Source organism: Pseudomonas costantinii (genome assembly GCF_001870435.1).
GTDB lineage: Bacteria > Pseudomonadota > Gammaproteobacteria > Pseudomonadales > Pseudomonadaceae > Aquipseudomonas > Aquipseudomonas costantinii.
This window is the reverse complement of the sequence record NZ_MDDR01000066.1, coordinates 149,059-167,557: the sequence shown is the minus strand read 5'-3', so window position 1 is coordinate 167,557 and position 18,499 is coordinate 149,059. Positions and strand designations below refer to the sequence as shown.

The window sequence follows — 18,499 nt, the reverse complement described above, 5'->3', positions numbered from 1 at the left end:
ATGACCGAACAACAGCTAAAGCAATGGAAAGGCCTGACCATCACGCGTGAGTTGAATGTGGGGGTTTATTACGCCGGAGTATTCCACAAGACATTCACCCTGCGCGTTCCTGTGACTGGTGACCTTATATCTGCTCAGGAAGAACATCCGAACGGTCCGCTTCAACTGGTTACGGTTGAGGTCTACCGCCGCCAGTTGCTCTCTCTTGGAGACATTCCGGAAGAGGCGCTGACGACAGACCTTCTGCGGGCATCCCTCACGGAGAGTGACCTTGGCGTCATCGCGGACGCCGATGAGGAACTGGAAAAAAAGCTCGCGCCGCAGAACGCGGCCTTGTCGACTGGCGGCGAATCGAGCACGGACTTGTCCAGCGCGGTTACCGCCTAGAGGAAATCAGGCGGATGACTAAGCCTGAGATCGACGCACGTATCGACCTCATTGTCGGCAAGACCACTAACACGCGCTATGTCGCAAAGCGTAAGCGGACGCCTCTCCCAAAACCCAAGTAACGCGAGGCTCATTTATGGGCCTTTCTTGCACCTCTAAGCCTTTCGGGAGTACCCCATGAGTTCCGACCTGCGCGTCGCACTACGTTTTCAGGCCCATGCGGGCAACAGTCGACGTGAGATCGCCCAGCTTACCGGCGACCTTCGCAAGGCTGGTAAGGACGGCGCTAAGTCCCTGGCTGATGAGAGCTGGAAAGCCAGCTCGGCAGTCACTAAGGTCGGCCAGGCCGGTGCCAGCAGCTACAAGACCATTCGCAGTGCCATGCGGGAAACTGCCAAAGCGGGTGGCGAAACTCGGTTGGTGGTCAGCAAGACTGCCGAAGAGTTAAAGGTGATGGCTAACGCTGCTCGCAAAGCGGCCCGCGATGCCAAAACCGAACTTGCCAGCGCGGACAGGCAGGGCGTGCAGCCGCTGCGCCAAAGCGTTGAAAGGACTGAGTCCGCGTTCCGGCGCCTGGCACAGAACGGCGGCCGCAATCTTCGCGTGCTTAAGACTATTGCGACCGGTGTCCGCCAGGAATTCGACCGAATCAAGGGCCTGGGTAGCAGCGCCCAAGGGCAGCTTGCCGGGCTGGGGCTCGGTATCGGCGTTGTATCCGGTTTGACCGGTAACGCTCGCTTGGACCGTCAACTGATCCGCACCAAACAAACCGCCGATATGACACCCGATCAAAAGGATGAGTGGCGTGACGAGGGGTGGCGGATCGCGAAGGCCTATGGCGTCAATCGTGAAGACGTAGACAGCGGCTTCAATACCTTGATTGCCTCGGGTGTGAAGTATGACGCGGCGAAGAAAACCGCCGACGCTATCGGCCAGTCGACATCAGTCACAGGGGCCGACTCCGCAGTGTTGGGCAAGGCGGTGGTTGCGGGTGCAAGTGCGTTCAACATCGACCTGAACAAGGAAGGTGCGGCACTGGATCTGCTCCAAAAAATGACGGTGGCCGGACGACTCGGTAACGCTGAACTGGAAAACCTTGCCGACCTCTTTCCCAAGATTGGTGGCGCCGCTGCGGCCGCTGGCATGTCCATGGCGCAAGCGTTGGCATTCACGGAAACCCTCTCCACGGTTGAGATGCAGCCAGACCGCCTCGGCACGTTGGCCGAGTCCACGTTGCGAGTGTTCAGTACCAAGCAGTATCGGGACCAGGTCACCAAAACCAGTGGTGTGACGTTCTTTAACAAGGACGGTAGCTCACGGAACCCGCAGGACGTTTTCGGCGATCTAAAAGGCAAATACGCCAAGATGAAAACCGATGAGCAGCGCGCCAAGTTCATGGGTGTTGTGTTCAAGGGGATGGACCAAGATACCGTGCGTGGTATGCGCATCATGTTGTCTGGGGATCGTCTGAACACCATGCGTCAGCAGACTAAGGACATCGGTGGCTCTGACGCAGTAATCGGCCGAGACCTCAAAGAAAATACTGAAAGTGCCAGCGGGACAGCCTCTAGGATGAAAGCAACCCTCGGCCAGGCAATTGACCGTATGGCGACCCCGTTGAACAAGGGATTTGCTGATATGGGTAGCTACTTGCTTGACGATCTGAACCTGTCCGGTGAGCAAATGCTAGCTGGCGGTGCGGCGCTCGGTATTGGCGGCTACTACGCCGGGCGGGGTGCCAAATCGGGTGCAGGTGCTTTGCTCAATAAGTTCATGGGCGGGCCTGAGACCCTGAAAAACATCGCCGTGGGCAAGGTTTTGGAGGAAGCCACGGGTGTTACGTCAGTGTTTGTTACCAACTGGCCGGGTGGTGTACTGCCGGGCGGCATGCCCGATCTTCCCAACAGTTCCACGGCGGGCAAGGGGAAACCTGGTGGCTTCATCACTCCTTGGCTTGGCCCTATCGCTCTTGGGGCGACGGCCACCCAAATCAGTGGCGCGTCTACTACGGGCACGGATGCCGGTCGCTTAGACGCGGTCATGCGTAGCAAGCTTTTGAATGATGGCGAACGCACCTATCAAACTGCGTTCTACCGCAACCGCCTAGATTTGGCCGGGCAGAGCCCAGGCCAGAGTTCGGACTGGTTGTCGTCCCAGGCCCAGCGACTGGCGCACCAACAAACCGGTATGACTGCTGCTGGGCTGCCTATCGACGGAGCAAATCAGTGGGCCGCAGGTATCGCTAACCGTGCCGTTTCCGCAGGCGCCGACACTCCAGCGGCCGTAGCTCGCTTACAACGCCTGCTTGATCAGCCCCTCGTCATTGAGTTGCGTACGGACTCCAACATGATCCAGGCCGAGGTCGAGCGACGAACTGACATTCAAATGAGGCGCGGCCGATGAGCTGGGCAGAAACCCTATTGGACGCATCTTTTCGCGGCGTCCCTATCCAGGTCGTCAGCGAAAACCTTCAATGGCAGCGGGCGTTGTCAGAGCATGGCACGCCCTTTAAAGACGGCGACAGCGTGGTCGATCTTGGCCGGGGCGCTCGGCGGCTACCGATGCAGATCATCGTCTATGGCGTTAACTACGAGATCGAACTACAGAACCTGTTGGCTGCGCTTGGTCAGAGAGGCCCTGGTGAACTGATCCACCCGATCTATGGCAGCCTGAGCGTGGTCTCGCACAACGTCGATGTGAAGCATGACGCGGACAATCCGGACTCCGCCCAGGTCACCCTGGTATTTGTAGAGGACACGCCCGACCTGCCGTTTTTTGCTCGGCAATTTGAGTTCGTCGACATCGGCGTCCTGGAGCAGGAAGACGCCTATCGCTGGCAAGACGCGGTCTTTGACCTGTTCGGCCGGATTGACTCGCTGGTGAGTGAGATCCAATCTTGGATTGGTGGCGGCTGGGTGGGTCTCATTGAAAAGGCCCTGGGCCTGCCTGGGATCTTCCTGCGGGTGCAGCAACTGCGCTCGCAGATTCTCGGCGTAGTGTCTGGCGTCATCTCCATGGCAAAGAATCCTTCGGCCGCATTCGATCCCCTGGTCGACCTGTTCCGCACGCCGACGCAGATCCGCAGCTCCATCCAGGACAGCACTCCCAGCACGTCGGCTGCGCTGCTGTCTCGTTCTGGTGTCCCTGCAACCATGCCGGGCGGTGATACCTTGACCACTGGCCCAGCGCGTGCGGCCAACGCGTTCTTGATCAGTGCCCGTCAGGGTGTTGCACCAGATGCCAGTCTGTTGCCTGATCGCATGCCGGACGATCCAGTCGAGGCCAGTGGTTTTGCCTTGGTCGTCCTGGTCATCACTGAACTGGCTGCCGCCCATGCCCAGGCGGTTGCCATCGTGATCGAGGACGAAAGCAAAAATCCAAGCTTGAGCCCTGTTGAATTGGAGGCGCTGGTTAACCTGGTGCGCTCATTGGTGCAGGGTGCAATCTTGTTGCATCGCCGCTTGTTCGATGTGGAAACGTCCCGGCCGGTGATCGAAGCACTACGCAACACCGCCGCGCTGATCCAGGCACGCGCTCGCCAAGTCATCCTGTTGAGCCCGCCGATGATTGAGCGGGAGGTTGAATCATCGGCCAGCCTGCGCCTATTGGCCCATCGTTGGTATGGCGACCATGAGCGCGCTATCGAGTTGATCCGGCTCAATCCTGACTTGAAAACGCCGCACAATATTCCTGTCGGGAGGGTGCTGCGTGCTTACGCTGAATGATCCTGTTCCGTCTATTCGACTCGCTATTGGAGGCCTTGCGCACGACACCTGGGACGGCTGGTCGATTGAATCCGACCTGCTGACCCCGGCCGATGCTTTCGAACTTGAGCTGCACACCAAGAACGCTATCCGCTTGCCTGACGTAATCAAAGAGGGGGCACCTTGCTCGCTGACCCTGGATGGCGACCGGGTTCTCACCGGCCAGATTGACGAGTTTGAACACGATATTTCCCGCCGGGGCATCTCCATGCGTATCAATGGACGAGACCTGGCCGCGCCTCTGGTGGATTGTTCATCGCCTTTCGTATCAATGCGTGAGGCGTCTCTGGCACAGATCCTTGACCAGGTGGTTAAGCCGTTAGGTGCATACAAAGTCGAGATCCGCGCTGACCAGGCTAAAACCCGCCGACGTGTTCAGATTGAGCCAGGGCAAACAGCCTGGGAGGCATTGCTCCAGGTCGCCGAGGCCAATGGCCTTTGGCCGTGGGTGGAACCAGATGGCCGGTTGATCATCGGCGGGCCGGACTACACCACGCAGCCGGTGGGGGTGCTGGTGATGCGGGAGGATGGAGTCGGCAATAACGTAGAGCGTTTAAGTGTGCGTCGCTCTATTGCCAACCGATACAGCCAAATCACGGTTCTGGGCCAGCATGGGCAGTACGCTAATGATGGGCTGGATACCAAGCGCTCTCATCTCCGTTCACAAGTCCAGGACGAGACCTTGGCCCGTCGTGGGATCTTCCGCCCCAAGGTGATAGTCGATAGCTCCAGCGAGAACCAGGACATGGCAACAACCCGCGCCCGTAAGCTTTTGGCCGACAGTCGTCTGGAGGGTTTCGAGATCCGCGCCGTGGTCAAAGGGCATCGCGCCGATAACGGGCAGGTCTGGACCCCAGGCCAGCGTGTCATCGTTCGCAGTGAGCCGCATGGGCTCAATGACACCTACTTCTTGATGTCTCGCACCTTGCGCCTGGCCCGTGGCGAAGGGGCTATTACGGAGCTGCGTTTGCGTGAAGACAAAATGTGGGTGCTGGACGGCAACAAGTTGAAGAAACACAAAGGCAAGTCCAACCCGGACGCGGCCTTTATTCAGATGATCAAGGGGCTCTAATGAGTGTGATGGCGCAACTGGTGCGCGACCAGGTGTGGCGGGTGATGAGCAAGGTTCGTCAGGCGTTCCGCGCTACTGCGGTTAGCAACTCCCATGGGCCGTTGATTGGCGTCGAGATGCAAGGCTTGGCGGGTGAGTCCGTTTCGGCTGAACTGTTCCAGCATTATGGATTCAGCTCGGCGCCTCTGGCCGGGGCCGACTATCTGGTTATCCCCGTGGGTGGTAGCAGCAACCATTGCGTCGTGGTTGCCAGTGAGGATGGCCGTTATCGTCTCCAGCTAAAGGACGGTGAGGTTTCGCTCTATACCGATGAGGGCGACTACGTGCATATGAAGCGCGGCAGGGTCATCGAGGTCGTGACTGATGAGCTGCTGTTTAAGGTCAAGAACAGGGTGCGGTTTGAGACGCCTTTGGTTGAGATGTCCGGCGATCTGCATGTCGAGCGCGGTATCAAGGCTGATGGCGAGATTGAAGACCATGCGCGGTCGATGCAAGGCGACAGGGATGTCTACAATGGGCATGATCATGGCGGTGGCGCAAAGCCATCGCAAAAGCAGTAACTTTCTGATATTTCTTTAATTGCGTCGATTATCTGGAATGTTGTCCTCAAAACCTTAGGCTGCCCATGTCGAAAAAAATCATTGCTTTAGTTCGCTTTTTTAAAAAAGAAATCCATCGTGACGCTTTCTTGCGTGGCAATTTTTATATGAATCGGTTGAAATTCTTCAAGGCTTATGAAGAGCACGGCGTCTGCAATATCGGCGATGCGCATGAAGGGACGTCATCGTGGCATCAGCCCGAAGGTGTCACATTAACTTTAAAAAATAATGATACTGGAGAGGAGCACGTAATAAAGGATTTTGCAGGTCCAATCAGAATTGGGCTCAATCGCCACAATGATTACCATGTCTACTGCATGTCAGCGATTTACGGCGACGACGACTTAAGCTTTGAAACATTTGAGGATCTAAGATCGTACATGATGTTGGACGTTGAGAAGGGCGATCTAGGTGAATACTGCGTAATTGTCCCAGCAAAAGATCTTGTCGAGCGTATAGATCAGGCTCTTACGGCAGAATCTCAGTTAGGTAACCAGGTGGGCCGTGGTCTGGTGGAGTATTTTGACCCCGACACTTTCAATGGCACCTTTGAAGGGGATGAGGCTGTCATGCGAAAGACAAACGGTTTTAGCCACCAGAAGGAATATAGGGTTTACGTATACAACGGAACTTCGGGTGATGACGCAAGAACCCTAAAAGTGGGCGACCTATCTGATATTGCTCACTGCTGCGATAAGAAAGATTTTTATCAAACGCTCATCATTAGCCCAAAAATGTAATTGGGTAATGCGGTAATTGGTCAAACCTTAAACCCCCCTGAAATACAGTCTCGCCTCATGAGCCTGCACCATGCATCACTATGGACGCAGGCATAAACCCAACTACAGGCGACTTGACGGGCCAGCGTATTAGTACGCTGGCAAACGCCGTTTACATCCGCCTCATGACTCCCCTCGGAACCTGGTGGAAAGATCCCACTTTGGGCTCCCGCCTGCACGAACTTCGCCGCGAGAAAGACCGCCCCCGTGTCGGTCGCCTTGCCAAGCAATACGCTGAGGACGCCCTCAAGCCGCTGCTAAAGGATCTTCGCGCCAAGACAATCACCGTATCAGTCACTCAGCCCCACAACGGCTGGCTCACGCTGCAAATCGACATCATCGACGCCACCGGCAATCCGCAGGTGTTTCGCCAACCTGTAAGGGTGATTTGACATGGCCTTTTCCGCTCCCAATCTTGAGACCATCCTGGCAGCCATTCTGCGGGACATAAAAGCGCTCAACGATGAAGCCGACATCGGCACCGACAGCGACCACTACATCCGGTCTGCGGCCATTGCTGCCGCTATCGAAGGCCTCTATCAGAAGCTGGCCTGGCTTTATCGGCAAGTCTTTCCGGATACCGCAGACGTAGAAGAACTGGTGCACGCCGCTGGTATTCGTGGTGTTCAGCGCAAGGCCCCTGTTGCGGCTACAGGTTTAGTTGGCCTAAAGGGCACTGCGTCGGTTGAACTGCTGCAAGGTTCGACATTGACGCACCGTGTGACTGGAGAGCAGTTCGACAGTCTAGCTAGCGCGAAACTTGGCACCGACGGGACCACTACTGTCCAGGTAAAGGCTCACACCGTTGGTTCTTCGCTCGATGGGCTGACAGGCGACTTGGTCCTCACCAGCCCACCGCTTGGCATGGACGCTAACGCTAGCTTTGTCGGTGCAACCACCGGCGGAGAAGATCAGGAGAGCCCGGAATCGTTGCTCGCCCGATTGCTTGATGTCATCCAATCACCACCAGCCGGAGGCAATCTGGCCGACTTCAAGCGTTGGGCTAAAGAGGTGGATGGCGTGGCTGATGTGTTGGTACTGCCAAAGCGGCGCAGTGGTAATTCAATTGACCTAGTTCTCACCGCCAGCACTGGCAGCCCATCAGCCGAGGTTATTACTCGTTGTTTGGAACACGTCACTAGTGTGTGTTCAGTCTTCGCTAATGTATGGGCGTACGCCCCAACGGAGCGGCGGGTCAATTCGGCCGGGCTGGTTGAGCTTGCAGAGGGCTACGCCCTGGCGGATGTGCAGGTCGCAGCTCAATCCGGTTACAACTCTTTGCTGGGAGCCCTCAAACCTCGTGAAACGCTCAAGCGCTCCCAGATAGAGAACATGATCGGCAACTTGGCGGGTGTGGTTGATCGGGCCGTTACTGCCCCGACGGGTAACGTATTGGCATCGGATGATGCAAGTCTGATTGGCTGGATTCGCCCCGGCATTATTACCCTGGGCCTGCTGAAATGACGCAGCTCGCCGACCAACTGCGGATGCTGCTACCTCCTGTGTCCTATGACGGCAATGCGCCGATGCTGTCCGCCACTATTGAGGCCGAGGCTAACGCGCTGACCCAGTCTGACACCCAGGCAGAGGCAGTCTACAGCGCGATCTTTGCCGACTCTGGTATGGGTTTGGCTGACTGGGAGCGAGTTTTGGCGTTACCCGATCCGTGCCTTATAGGCGTGCCGCAATCCATCCGGCAACGCGTCCAGGCGGTTGTTAGCAAACTGCAAGCACGTGGCGGGCAGAGCAAACCCTTTTACATCGCCTTGGCTAAGTCTCTGGGCTACGACATCACCATTGCGACCTTTCACCATGCCCGTGCAGGTATAGCGCGTGCAGGCGACCGCGTTTACGGCGGTGATTGGGACTTCACCTGGCGCGTTAATGCTCCCGCTGTAACTGTCACCTATGCACTGGCTGGTTTAACTGCCGCAGGTGATCCGGTGGCGTCCTGGGGTAACAAATTACTTGAATGTCGACTGGGCCAGATGAAACCGGCCGAGTCCATTTTGCTATTCGGCTACGGAGATAACTGATGCAGAAAATCAGCAGTAGCACCGCGACTGCGAACGGTGCAGGCGAATTCACACAGGGCCAGCCCGGCTCTGGCATTGATGCCACCATGATAACTGTGGCTTGGTTGAATGCTATGCAGCGTGAGCTGGTTAACCTAGTGCAGGGTTCCGGGCAGGATCTGAAGTCGGAAGATGATGGGCAGGTTTTGAAGGCTGTGAAGATGTTGCAGGAGCTTGCGAGCAGTTGGGACAAGATTACGGGTAAACCGACCTCCCGCGACGGTTACAAACTTTCTGATGTCTTTACGAAAGCAGAAACAGGCACTGTGATTCAGAATGCTGTCGCGGCTTTGGTAGCGTCGTCGCCAGCAGCCCTTGATACGTTGAAGGAACTGGCGGACGCCCTGGGGAACGATCCAAACTTTGCAGTGACTGTGGCAAACTCCATTGCTGGAAAGATGCCTGTTGCTGGGGGAGATTACTCTCCTAGTCTTTCTAGCCTTCGTATTAACCGAAACTATTCGGCTATCAATTCTCCTGGCGGATTTATTGTGTATGGGCCTGGTGATGGTGGTTTAAGCAAGGCTCTGGCTTTTATCTGCAACAGATCTGACGGTACAGGCGGATTTTCGTGGCGAACGGTTAGTTCCGATAACACCTGGACCGGCCCGTCAATGACTTACTCTGCCGAAGGCATACTTAACGTTCCATCGTTGGTCATTACCGGAACGACAAGTGTGCCGACTCAAACCATGTCGGATAGCAGTAGTAGCGCCGCCAGCACGGCATTTGTGAAAGGCTGGACCAGTCAGTATCCGACTAAAGACTGGATATCAGCGGTGGGTTTGGTAGGGGGTGACAAAACCGCGCCATATTTACGTGTTGATGCAACTGGCGAACTTGTACTGCTGCAAACGTCAAGGCCAAAAGATACGGCATTGCTCGCTAGCAGCGGCTGGAGCAAAAACGCCGATACTGGGGAAATCATTCAATGGGTTGAGTACGCTCTTAGTGACAGTCCGGGGACCACATTAGTAGACGTTACATGGCCTTTTCAATTTCCAAATCAGTGTTTAAACGTAAGGTCAAGTGTTAGGCAGTCAACTGGATCTTCGAGTGCCCTATCTTTATGTTTCTACCCGCCTACAAAAGCCGGTTGTACGGTAAGAATTGAGGAATGGGCCGCCGTAGTGCAATCGGGCCTTGTTTTAATGGTAGAGGCCAGGGGGGTTTAAAAAGTGAAAATTTTCTATAGCGCAAAAGACAATACATTCTTCAATGAGGTATTCCACGGTACACGGACTATTCAAGTGCCAGACCCCGAATGGGTGCGGCCAACCGTCTCTGTCCCCGATCCAGAGTGGAATCGCCCAAACGTTTCGATTCAAAACCCTGCCTGGAGTGAGGGCAACGAATCACAGCCTAAAACCATTTCTGTGCCTGATGCAGACGCAGTGGCGCCCATGATTGATGTGCCAGATAACAGTGTTTCAGCACCGCTGATTACCGTGCCCAACCCTGTGTGTTTGCTTCCGCCAGAGTCTGAGCTTGTAGACGTTCCCCAGGATGAACACGACGAGATATTCCGCGTTCTTGCGCTGGGCGGTTCGGTTCTTGTGCCTGGCAAAAAAGGGCGCCCGAGTACTGGCCCTGCACCTGGGCCTACGGTGGAAGAGCTGAAAAACCGCGAGCGTGCATTGCGAGATAAAACGCTGTTGCTCACTGATCCGCTGATCGCCCGTCACCGCGACGAGCTGGAGGCTGAGCGCCCTACAACCCTTACTGCTGAGCAGTACAAACAATTGCAGGGCTATCGACAGGACTTGCGCGACTGGCCTGAGTCGGTCGACTTCCCCTTAAAGGATAAGCGACCAGGTGCCCCTGAATGGCTCGCTGTGATTTTGGCGGGGTGACCGCCATTCGGTCTTATCTTGCTGTGCCAAACATCCTGCAATAAAGGCGTGCAGGCCTTTTCTCACGGAGTGCCAAGTATCGCGCCGAACGGTGCCAAATCCGGCGCTGGCTTACAGTGGTGCGCTCCCATTACCTGCCGCTGTTTTCCCGCTTGGGCAATTATTCCCCTTTGATCCTTGAGCAGGCGGCGTGGAGCCAGGGCCGGCGGCGCTCGCTATTTGAATATTGGGGGCATGAGGCTTCTTTGTTGCCCATGGCGCTGTACCCGTTGATGCGCTGGCGAATGGAAAGAGCAAAGCTGGGGCAGGGGATCTACTCGCAGATGGCGCGTTTCGGTCGTGAGCAACAAGCCACCATCCAGCGCGTTCTGCAGACTGTTGAGCAACAAGGCGCACTTGGCGCCGGCAGTCTGTCGACCCGCGAGGAGCGCGCCGGTCCATGGTGGGACTGGAGCGATGAAAAGCACGCGTTGGAATGGCTGTTTGCCGCGGGTTTGGTCACTGTCGCCGGTCGTCGAGGGTTTGAGCGTCTTTATGATTTGCCGGAGCGGGTCATCCCCGGCGAGATCCTTCAGCAAGCGTCTTTAAGCGAGGCCCAGGCCCAGCGCGGCTTGCTGCTGCACAGCGCCACCGCACTGGGCGTTGGCACCGAAAAGGACCTGCGTGATTATTTTCGCCTGGACCCCGCCGACAGCCGCAACCGCTTGGCGGAATTGGTCGAGGAGGGGCTGTTAGTGATGTGCCAGGTGCAAGGTTGGAAACAACCGGCGTACTGCCTGACCGATCCGAAAGTGCCGCGTAAGGTGCCGGCCAGTGCGTTGCTGTCGCCGTTCGATTCGCTGATCTGGGAGCGCACCCGTACCGAGCGTCTGTTCGATTTCCGTTACCGGCTGGAAATCTATACCCCGCAAGATAAGCGGATATACGGCTATTACGTGCTGCCGTTTTTACACAATGAGCGAATCGCCGCGCGCATCGACTTGCGCGCCGAACGCGCCAACGGGTGTCTGGCGGTGCATGCGGTGCACGAAGAAGAGTCGGGGCTTGATGAAGAGGGGATGCGGGCTTTGGCGTTGAGCTTGCGGCAAATGGCCGACTGGCTGGGGCTGGAGCAGGTCCAGCTCAATTGTCGGCGGCCCAGCGCCGCCCGGTTAAGGGCGGCGATGGTGTCTAGCGTTTGACTTGCTTCAGCGTCTCGGCAATCAGGAAGGCCAGTTCCAGCGACTGATCGGCATTCATCCGTGGGTCGCAATGGGTGTGATAGCGGTCCGACAAACCGTCTTCGGTGATCGGCCGTGCGCCGCCGATGCATTCGGTGACGTTCTGCCCGGTCATCTCGATGTGGATCCCGCCGGCATAGCTGCCTTCCGCTTGGTGTACTTGGAAGAATTCCTTCACTTCGCTGAGGATCTGCGCAAAGTCGCGGGTCTTGTAGCCGCTGCTGGCCTTGATGGTGTTGCCGTGCATCGGGTCGGAGCTCCACAGCACCTGTTTGCCCTCGCGCTGCACCGCGCGGATCAGGCCTGGCAGGTGGTCGCCGACCTTGCCGGCGCCCATGCGTGCAATCAGGTTCAGACGGCCGGGGTCGTTGTTCGGGTTGAGGATGTCGATCAGGCGGATCAGGTCGTCGGGGTTCATGCTCGGGCCGACCTTGACGCCGATTGGGTTGTTCACCCCGCGCAGGAATTCAACATGGGCCCCATCCAACTGACGGGTGCGGTCGCCGATCCATAGCATATGGGCCGAGCAGTCGTAGTAGTCGTTGGTCAGGCTGTCGCGGCGTACAAAGGCTTGTTCGTAGTTGAGCAACAGCGCTTCGTGGGCGGTAAAGAAGCTGGTTTCGCGCAGCTGCGGCGAACTGTCCATGCCGCAGGCGCGCATGAAGGCCAGGGTTTCGTCGATGCGGTCGGCCAGTTGGCTGTACTTTTCGGCCAGTGCGGAGTTGGCGATAAAGTCCAGGTTCCACTTGTGCACCTGGTGCAGGTCGGCAAATCCGCCCTGGGCAAAGGCGCGCAGCAGGTTGAGGGTGGCGGTGGACTGGTGATAGGACTGCAACAGGCGATCCGGGTCCGGGACGCGACTTTTTTCATCAAAGCCGATGCCGTTGACGATATCGCCACGGTAGGCGGGCAGCGTGATGCCGTCGATGGTTTCATCGTTGGCCGAACGCGGCTTGGCGAATTGGCCGGCCATGCGCCCGACTTTGACGACCGGGCAGCCGGCGGCGAAGGTCATCACGATTGCCATCTGCAGCAGCACCTTGAAGGTGTCGCGGATTTTTGCGGCGGAGAATTCGGCAAAGCTCTCGGCGCAGTCGCCACCCTGCAACAGGAAGGCGCGACCCTGGGTTACCTCGGCAAATTGACGGCGCAACTCGCGGGCTTCCCCGGCAAACACCAGTGGCGGGTAGCTGGCCAGGTTCTGCTCCACTTGCAGCAAGTGTGCAGCGTCCGGGTACTGGGGTTGTTGCTGGATCGGCAGGGCGCGCCAGCTGTCGGGGCTCCAAGGGTGGCTCATCATGAACTCGATTGGTTGATTGACTGTAGGGCACCAATGTTAGCAGTAATTAGTACGTGACCTGTTGCCGCCGGTTGGCCGACAATCGCGCCTTTGCCGTGCGGTAAACCCTTTAGGAGTAGTGATGACCGAGGAGCGTGTCGAGCGCCTGCTGGCCGAAGTTCATGATGATTTCGGCATGATCCGTGTGCTCGAAGTGGCCGATTACCGTTTTCTCGAGTTTGGCGATGCCATCGAGCAAAGCTGTGTGTTCACCGCCGACCCGAGCTGGCTGGAGTATGACTACACCCGTGCGATGTTGATTGGTGCGCTGTGCCATGAGCAGCCGGAGAGTGCGCTGTTCCTTGGGCTGGGCGCCGGTACGCTGACCCAGGCTTGCCTCAAGTTTCTGTCGCTGGAAGACGTTGAAGCCATCGAGTTGCGTCCCGATGTGCCGCGCCTGGCCATCGAATACCTGGGGCTGGATGACGATCCGCGCTTGTACATCCGCATTGGCGATGCCTTGGAGTTGCTTGACTCCGCCGAATCGGCCGACCTGATTTTCGTCGATCTTTATACCGATGTCGGCCCCGGTGTCGGGCACCTGGCCTGGACCTTCCTGGAAAACTGCCAGAAGAAACTCAACCCTGGCGGCTGGTTGGTGATCAATCAGTGGGCCACTGATGATGGCAAACCGCTGGGTGCTGCGTTGCTGCGCGGGTTGTATCACCGGCATTACTGGGAGCTGCCGGTGAAGGAGGGCAATGTGATTCTGCTGGTGCCTTCGGAGCTGGATCAGGAACTGGACCTTGATGCACTTTCCTCCCGCGCCGAGGTCTTGGCACCGCGCTTGGGTTACTCGTTGCAGGCGCTGATCAAGGCGATTCGGCCGGCAACCTAGTTGCCCGCGATGGCGTCATCAGGTTGTTCAAATACCCTTGAACACGCCGGGGCGCCTCTCGATCATGGCGCGCACGCCTTCCTTGGCGTCTTCACTGTTGAGCAGTTTATCGACCATCGGCGGTAGCGCGGCTGCCGCGACGGTTTCGCCTTCCATGCGTGCCTGGCGTGCCGACATCAACGTTGCCTGCACGCCCAGCGGCGCCTGGCGGGCAATGCGGCTGGCCAGTTCGATGGCGCGGGGCAGCAAGTCTTCGCTGGCCATTACTTCCTGTACCAACCCCAGGCGCAGGGCTTCGTGTGCATCAAACTCATCGCCGGTGAGCAGCCAGCGCATCGCATTGCCCCAGCCGGCGATCTGATGAAAGCGTAACGTCGCGCCACCAAACGGAAAGATCCCACGTTGTACTTCCATCTGCGCAAAGCGTGTGTTGCTCGCGCAGATATTGATATCTGCCGCCAGCATCAGCTCGATACCGATGGTCAGGCAGTAGCCTTGGGCCGCGACGATTACCGGTTTACTGACCCTGGGGCCTGCGAACACGCCCCAAGGATCGCAGCCGCCCAAGGGTGGATGCCAGCCTCCCGCCATCACTGCGCTGACGTTGGCCAAGTCCAGCCCAGCGGTGAAGTGATCGCCGTGGGCAAATACCACGGCCACCCGTGCGTCATCATTTCGATCAAATTCGCCATAGGCCAGGCTCAGCTCATTCAGTAAGTCCAGATCGAAGGCATTGCGCTTGGCCACCCGGTCCAGGCCCAGCAGCAGGACATAACCCTGTAATTCACGGCTGACGCGACTGCTGCTGGCTTGTTTCATCGGGTGTGCCCTCGGGCTTGGGTAAGGGTTTCAGACCAAAGGGTCTTAATAAGTAGGTGAACCGTTTAAGTGTTGTGACCAACAGGGGCGGGCCTTTGAAAAATAGACCCTGCCGGTGTTATCTGCAAAGACTGCGACGCAGCGCGGTTTATCGGTGTTTTCCGATAAAAAAAGCTCCCTTTTTCAGGTATTTCCGGTATAGTGCGCGCCGGCCTTTAACCGGGCCGCGTTTAGGTAGCGCAATTCCCCGAAGTCAGCTTCGGCTGCACGTCCGCACAGCGGACTCTCCCTTGACGAATCTTTTTCCATTCATTCGTTTTCGCAAATCCCCGCCGACAAAGCAGCCAGGGCGACTCTTGAGTCTCAACACGGCATGCGCAGCTTTGGAGCATGGGTCTTTGCGGATGCACTTAGAGGCAGACCCATGACCCAGGAAACCGGCGGCTTCGCCGCTTTTAATCTTAACCCGAACATTCTTGCTGCCGTCATCGCGACTGGCTACGAAGAACCTTCGGCTATTCAGCAGCAATCGATCCCGATCATCATGGCCGGCCAAGACATGATTGGCCAGGCGCAAACCGGTACCGGTAAAACCGCCGCGTTCGCCCTGCCAATTCTGCACTGCATCGATCCTGCCAAGCGCGAGCCGCAAGCCCTGATCCTGGCGCCAACCCGTGAGTTGGCGCTGCAAGTAGCAACCGCTTTTGAAACTTACGCCAAGCAAATGCCGGGTGTAACCGTTGTGGCCGTTTACGGCGGCGCGCCTATGGGCCCACAACTCAAAGCAATTCGTAATGGCGCACAGATTGTTGTCGCCACTCCGGGCCGTCTGTGCGACCACCTGCGTCGCGACGAAAAAGTCCTGGCGACCGTGAATCACCTGGTTCTCGACGAAGCTGATGAAATGTTGAAGCTGGGCTTTATGGATGACCTGGAAGTCATCTTCAAGGCGCTGCCACCAACCCGTCAGACCGTACTGTTCTCGGCCACCCTGCCGCAGTCGATCCGTGCCATTGCCGAGCGCCATCTGCGCGATCCGCAACACGTGAAGATCCAGACCAAGACTCAGACCGTTACCGCGATCGAACAGGCTCACCTGTTGGTTCACGCTGACCAGAAGACCTCGGCTGTATTGAGCCTGCTGGAAGTTGAAGACTTCGACGCCCTGATCATGTTCGTGCGCACCAAGCAAGCGACCCTGGACCTGGCCAGTGCCCTGGAAGCCAAAGGCTACAAAGCCGCTGCGCTGAACGGTGACATTGCCCAGAACCAGCGTGAGCGCGTGATCGACTCCCTCAAGGATGGCCGTCTGGACATCGTTGTAGCGACCGACGTTGCTGCTCGTGGCCTCGACGTTCCACGTATCACCCACGTGTTCAACGTTGACATGCCTTACGATCCAGAGTCCTACGTTCACCGTATCGGCCGTACCGGCCGTGCCGGTCGTGAAGGTCGTGCACTGCTGTTGGTGACTCCACGTGAGCGCCGCATGCTGCAAGTGATCGAGCGTGTAACCGGTCAGAAAGTTGCCGAAGTCCGTCTGCCGGATGCTCAGGCCGTTCTGGATGCTCGCATCAAGAAACTGACCAACAGCTTGTCGCCGCTGGTGGCTGACGCTGAATCGACCCACGGCGACCTGTTGGACCGCCTGACCGCCGATATCGGTTGCACCCCGCGTGCTCTGGCCGCAGCTCTGTTGCGCAAAGCTACCAACGGTCAGGCCCTGACCCTGGCTGCGATCGAGAAAGAACGTCCACTGGTCCCGAACAACGCGCCACGCGGTGATCGCCCAGAGCGTACTGGCGACCGTCCAGACCGCGGTGATCGCGAGCGTCGCGCTCCGGTTCCATTGGCTGAAGGCCGTGCTCGTTGCCGTACCGCGCTGGGTGCGCGTGATGGCATCGCTGCCAAGAACCTGCTGGGCGCTATCCTCAACGAGGGTGGCCTGGCACGTGAAGCCATCGGTCGTATCCAGGTCCGTGACAGTTTCTCCCTGGTGGAGCTGCCGGAAGACGGTCTGGAAAAACTGCTGGCCAAGCTGAAAGACACTCGCGTTGCCGGTAAGCAGCTGAAGCTGCGTCGCTACCGCGAAGATTGATCCGCCCCTGGGCTGATTGATCGCACATAAAAAATCCCCGACTGGTTCGGGGATTTTTTTTGCCTGCTTTTTAAGGTGTGAGGGTCAGCCGAAGCGGTAAATGTCCATGCCCAACGCGCCCATGGTGAACCCCTGGTGCGCCACGCTGAAGTCGCCACCGGCGCCTCGCGCAAAATATAGTGGTAACAGGTGCTCATCACTCGGATGACTGCGCACGGCATGTGGGGCCTGGCGGCGATAGTCGTGCAGGGCCGTCTCATCGTTAGCGGTAAGTTTATCCACTATCCAGTCACGGAAGTCGCGCGCCCAAGGCTCAATGCTCTCTGGCCCGGCCTGCCAGTTCAATTCACCCAGGTTATGGGTGATGCTGCCGGAGCCGATCAACAGCACGCCTTGTCCGCGCAAGCTGGCAAGAGCATGCCCGACTCGGGTCTGTAGGGCAGGGCCCATGCGGCTGGGTAACGAAACCTGGACCACTGGAATATCCGCTGCCGGGTACATCAGCGACAGCGGCACCCACGTGCCATGGTCAAAGGGACGGCGATTATCTATGCGCGCATTCAATCCATCGGCGTGGAGCAACTCGACAATTTCATTCGCCAACTGTGGGTCGCCAGGAGCAGGGTATTGCACGGCAAATAATTCGCGGGGGAAGCCGCCGAAGTCGTGCCAGGTTTCCGGTGCGGCACTGCCACTGACCAGCAACTCTTGGCTTTCCCAGTGAGCCGACACCACCACAATTGCTTTTGGGCGTGGCAGTTCAGCCGCCAAGCGCTGCAGCGCCGGGCCACTGGCGCCGGGTTGCAGGGCAAGCATGGGCGAACCGTGGGAGATAAACAGGCTGGGGAACATAAGTAGGGTCCTGAGCGTTAACATGGTCCCATCTTCAATCAGATCATTGATCTAAATCTAATATAAGTTTTAGCGCCTTTTGATCGAATTTTCAGGGTGATTTATGGAGCCTAAGTTTTGGCAAGAGCGTTGGGCGCGCAATCAGATCGGCTTTCACTTACCCGAGGTCAATCCTTACCTGCAACGATACTGGCCGCAACTTACGCTGGCTGAAGGCGCAAAGGTGCTGGTGCCGTTGTGTGGCAAGAGTCTGGATGTGATGTGGTTGGCCAGTCTTGGGCATCGCGTTATGGGGGTGGAGCTGTCGGAGCAGGCTGTCGAGGCGTTTTTCAGTGAGCAGTCGCTCACGCCACGGATCAGCCGGCAGGGCGCCTTCAACGTGTACCGGGCCGATTTGATCGAGGTGTGGTGCGGTGATTTCTTTGATTTAGGCGCCGACGCTTTGCTCGATTGCACTGCACTCTACGACCGCGCCGCGCTGATCGCCTTGCCCCCGCTGATGCGGGCGCAATATGCAGAGCATCTCAATACGCTGTTGGGCTCTGGCTGTCAGGGTTTGCTGATCACTTTGGACTATGACCAGGTAAAGAAAGCTGGCCCGCCGTTTGCGGTGTCGGATGACGAAGTGAAGGTACTGCTGGGGTCGCACTGGAACCTTCGTGTGCTGGAAGAGCGAGACATCCTGGGTGAGAGCTGGAAGGCCATGCAGGACGGCGTCACCCAACTTGATGAGCGTGTCTATCGACTGACCAAGGCGTAAATCGCGCCCACAAAAAAGGGGCGATTCAATCGCCCCTTTTGCGT

At 57.6% G+C, this 18,499-nt stretch carries 17 protein-coding genes and 1 pseudogene; 15 read left to right on the top strand and 3 right to left on the bottom strand.

Translation table 11 applies throughout. The annotated features are described in order from the left end of the window. The 12 genes and pseudogenes from BFL40_RS32305 to BFL40_RS32250 form a co-directional block, all read left to right on the top strand. The gene (locus BFL40_RS32305; RefSeq protein WP_071487746.1) at positions 1-387 is read left to right on the top strand and encodes a hypothetical protein; all 387 of its coding nucleotides are present in this window, start codon (positions 1-3) and stop codon (positions 385-387) included. 177 nt (positions 388-564) lie between these two features. Beyond that, positions 565-2,790: a phage tail tape measure protein gene (locus tag BFL40_RS32300; RefSeq protein ID WP_071487745.1), complete on the top strand. Its 2,226-nt coding sequence runs from the start codon at positions 565-567 to the stop codon at positions 2,788-2,790. After that, positions 2,787-4,112 (top strand): DNA circularization protein, encoded by a 1,326-nt coding sequence (locus BFL40_RS32295; RefSeq protein ID WP_071487744.1) that lies wholly within the window; start codon positions 2,787-2,789, stop codon positions 4,110-4,112. Before BFL40_RS32300 ends, BFL40_RS32295 begins: the two co-directional genes overlap by 4 nt. Next, positions 4,096-5,223 carry a phage baseplate assembly protein gene (locus BFL40_RS32290; protein ID WP_083374595.1) on the top strand — a complete coding sequence of 376 codons (1,128 nt, stop codon included), beginning with the start codon at positions 4,096-4,098 and terminating at the stop codon, positions 5,221-5,223. The genes BFL40_RS32295 and BFL40_RS32290 overlap by 17 nt, the downstream gene beginning before the upstream one ends. Then, positions 5,223-5,783 (top strand): phage baseplate assembly protein domain-containing protein, encoded by a 561-nt coding sequence (locus tag BFL40_RS32285; RefSeq protein WP_071487743.1) that lies wholly within the window; start codon positions 5,223-5,225, stop codon positions 5,781-5,783. Before BFL40_RS32290 ends, BFL40_RS32285 begins: the two co-directional genes overlap by 1 nt. A gap of 65 nt (positions 5,784-5,848) precedes the next feature. Next, the gene (locus tag BFL40_RS32280) at positions 5,849-6,562 is read left to right on the top strand and encodes a hypothetical protein (RefSeq protein WP_071487742.1); all 714 of its coding nucleotides are present in this window, start codon (positions 5,849-5,851) and stop codon (positions 6,560-6,562) included. Between the two features lie 113 nt (positions 6,563-6,675). Then, entirely contained in the window at positions 6,676-6,993 is a 318-nt protein-coding gene (locus tag BFL40_RS32275; RefSeq protein WP_256254514.1) for a phage GP46 family protein, read from the top strand. A 1-nt stretch (position 6,994) separates the two neighbouring features. Beyond that, positions 6,995-8,065, top strand: a complete 1,071-nt coding sequence (locus BFL40_RS32270) for a baseplate J/gp47 family protein (protein ID WP_071487740.1) — start codon at positions 6,995-6,997, stop codon at positions 8,063-8,065. Next, the gene (locus BFL40_RS32265; protein ID WP_071487739.1) at positions 8,062-8,637 is read left to right on the top strand and encodes a YmfQ family protein; all 576 of its coding nucleotides are present in this window, start codon (positions 8,062-8,064) and stop codon (positions 8,635-8,637) included. The genes BFL40_RS32270 and BFL40_RS32265 overlap by 4 nt, the downstream gene beginning before the upstream one ends. Further along, positions 8,637-9,851: a gp53-like domain-containing protein gene (locus BFL40_RS34225; protein WP_071487738.1), complete on the top strand. Its 1,215-nt coding sequence runs from the start codon at positions 8,637-8,639 to the stop codon at positions 9,849-9,851. Before BFL40_RS32265 ends, BFL40_RS34225 begins: the two co-directional genes overlap by 1 nt. 3 nt (positions 9,852-9,854) lie before the next feature. Continuing rightward, positions 9,855-10,529, top strand: a complete 675-nt coding sequence (locus BFL40_RS34420) for a tail fiber assembly protein (protein WP_235864741.1) — start codon at positions 9,855-9,857, stop codon at positions 10,527-10,529. A gap of 116 nt (positions 10,530-10,645) precedes the next feature. Then, positions 10,646-11,710: pseudogene (locus BFL40_RS32250) on the top strand (winged helix-turn-helix domain-containing protein); the annotation flags it as partial. Here the strand turns inward: BFL40_RS32250 and BFL40_RS32245 are convergent. Further along, on the bottom strand, positions 11,700-13,046 hold the full coding sequence (locus BFL40_RS32245; RefSeq protein WP_071487737.1) for a class II 3-deoxy-7-phosphoheptulonate synthase: 1,347 nt from the start codon (positions 13,044-13,046) through the stop codon (positions 11,700-11,702). The pseudogene BFL40_RS32250 and the gene BFL40_RS32245 overlap by 11 nt on opposite strands. A gap of 124 nt (positions 13,047-13,170) precedes the next feature. Between BFL40_RS32245 and BFL40_RS32240 the strand changes: the two genes are divergently transcribed. Continuing rightward, positions 13,171-13,926: a spermidine synthase gene (locus BFL40_RS32240; RefSeq protein WP_071487736.1), complete on the top strand. Its 756-nt coding sequence runs from the start codon at positions 13,171-13,173 to the stop codon at positions 13,924-13,926. A 27-nt stretch (positions 13,927-13,953) separates the two neighbouring features. On the opposite strand, the gene BFL40_RS32235 is transcribed toward BFL40_RS32240, so the two are convergent. Continuing rightward, on the bottom strand, positions 13,954-14,745 hold the full coding sequence (locus tag BFL40_RS32235) for a crotonase/enoyl-CoA hydratase family protein (RefSeq protein ID WP_071487735.1): 792 nt from the start codon (positions 14,743-14,745) through the stop codon (positions 13,954-13,956). A 424-nt stretch (positions 14,746-15,169) separates the two neighbouring features. On the opposite strand from BFL40_RS32235, the gene BFL40_RS32230 reads away from it, so the two are divergent. Next, complete coding sequence (locus BFL40_RS32230; protein ID WP_071487734.1) at positions 15,170-16,843, top strand: DEAD/DEAH box helicase; 1,674 nt, start codon at positions 15,170-15,172, stop codon at positions 16,841-16,843. A gap of 84 nt (positions 16,844-16,927) precedes the next feature. Here BFL40_RS32230 and BFL40_RS32225 read toward each other — a convergent pair whose 3' ends face one another. After that, positions 16,928-17,695: a DODA-type extradiol aromatic ring-opening family dioxygenase gene (locus BFL40_RS32225; RefSeq protein ID WP_071487733.1), complete on the bottom strand. Its 768-nt coding sequence runs from the start codon at positions 17,693-17,695 to the stop codon at positions 16,928-16,930. Between the two features lie 103 nt (positions 17,696-17,798). Between BFL40_RS32225 and BFL40_RS32220 the strand changes: the two genes are divergently transcribed. Further along, positions 17,799-18,455 carry a thiopurine S-methyltransferase gene (locus tag BFL40_RS32220; RefSeq protein ID WP_071487732.1) on the top strand — a complete coding sequence of 219 codons (657 nt, stop codon included), beginning with the start codon at positions 17,799-17,801 and terminating at the stop codon, positions 18,453-18,455. Positions 18,456-18,499: the final 44 nt, after the last annotated feature.

What these genes read in the sequence shown, in the direction of transcription:
- BFL40_RS34225 (WP_071487738.1), top strand. Translation starts at nt 8,637, where the DNA reads ATGCAGAAAATCAGCAGTAGCACCGCGACTGCGAACGGTGCAGGCGAA.
- BFL40_RS32220 (WP_071487732.1), top strand. Translation starts at nt 17,799, where the DNA reads ATGGAGCCTAAGTTTTGGCAAGAGCGTTGGGCGCGCAATCAGATCGGC.
- BFL40_RS32285 (WP_071487743.1), top strand. Translation starts at nt 5,223, where the DNA reads ATGAGTGTGATGGCGCAACTGGTGCGCGACCAGGTGTGGCGGGTGATG.
- BFL40_RS32235 (WP_071487735.1), bottom strand. Translation starts at nt 14,745, where the DNA reads ATGAAACAAGCCAGCAGCAGTCGCGTCAGCCGTGAATTACAGGGTTAT.
- BFL40_RS32270 (WP_071487740.1), top strand. Translation starts at nt 6,995, where the DNA reads ATGGCCTTTTCCGCTCCCAATCTTGAGACCATCCTGGCAGCCATTCTG.
- BFL40_RS32240 (WP_071487736.1), top strand. Translation starts at nt 13,171, where the DNA reads ATGACCGAGGAGCGTGTCGAGCGCCTGCTGGCCGAAGTTCATGATGAT.
- BFL40_RS32230 (WP_071487734.1), top strand. Translation starts at nt 15,170, where the DNA reads ATGACCCAGGAAACCGGCGGCTTCGCCGCTTTTAATCTTAACCCGAAC.
- BFL40_RS32245 (WP_071487737.1), bottom strand. Translation starts at nt 13,046, where the DNA reads ATGAGCCACCCTTGGAGCCCCGACAGCTGGCGCGCCCTGCCGATCCAG.
- BFL40_RS32300 (WP_071487745.1), top strand. Translation starts at nt 565, where the DNA reads ATGAGTTCCGACCTGCGCGTCGCACTACGTTTTCAGGCCCATGCGGGC.
- BFL40_RS32305 (WP_071487746.1), top strand. Translation starts at nt 1, where the DNA reads ATGACCGAACAACAGCTAAAGCAATGGAAAGGCCTGACCATCACGCGT.
- BFL40_RS32225 (WP_071487733.1), bottom strand. Translation starts at nt 17,695, where the DNA reads ATGTTCCCCAGCCTGTTTATCTCCCACGGTTCGCCCATGCTTGCCCTG.
- BFL40_RS32265 (WP_071487739.1), top strand. Translation starts at nt 8,062, where the DNA reads ATGACGCAGCTCGCCGACCAACTGCGGATGCTGCTACCTCCTGTGTCC.
- BFL40_RS32280 (WP_071487742.1), top strand. Translation starts at nt 5,849, where the DNA reads ATGTCGAAAAAAATCATTGCTTTAGTTCGCTTTTTTAAAAAAGAAATC.
- BFL40_RS32295 (WP_071487744.1), top strand. Translation starts at nt 2,787, where the DNA reads ATGAGCTGGGCAGAAACCCTATTGGACGCATCTTTTCGCGGCGTCCCT.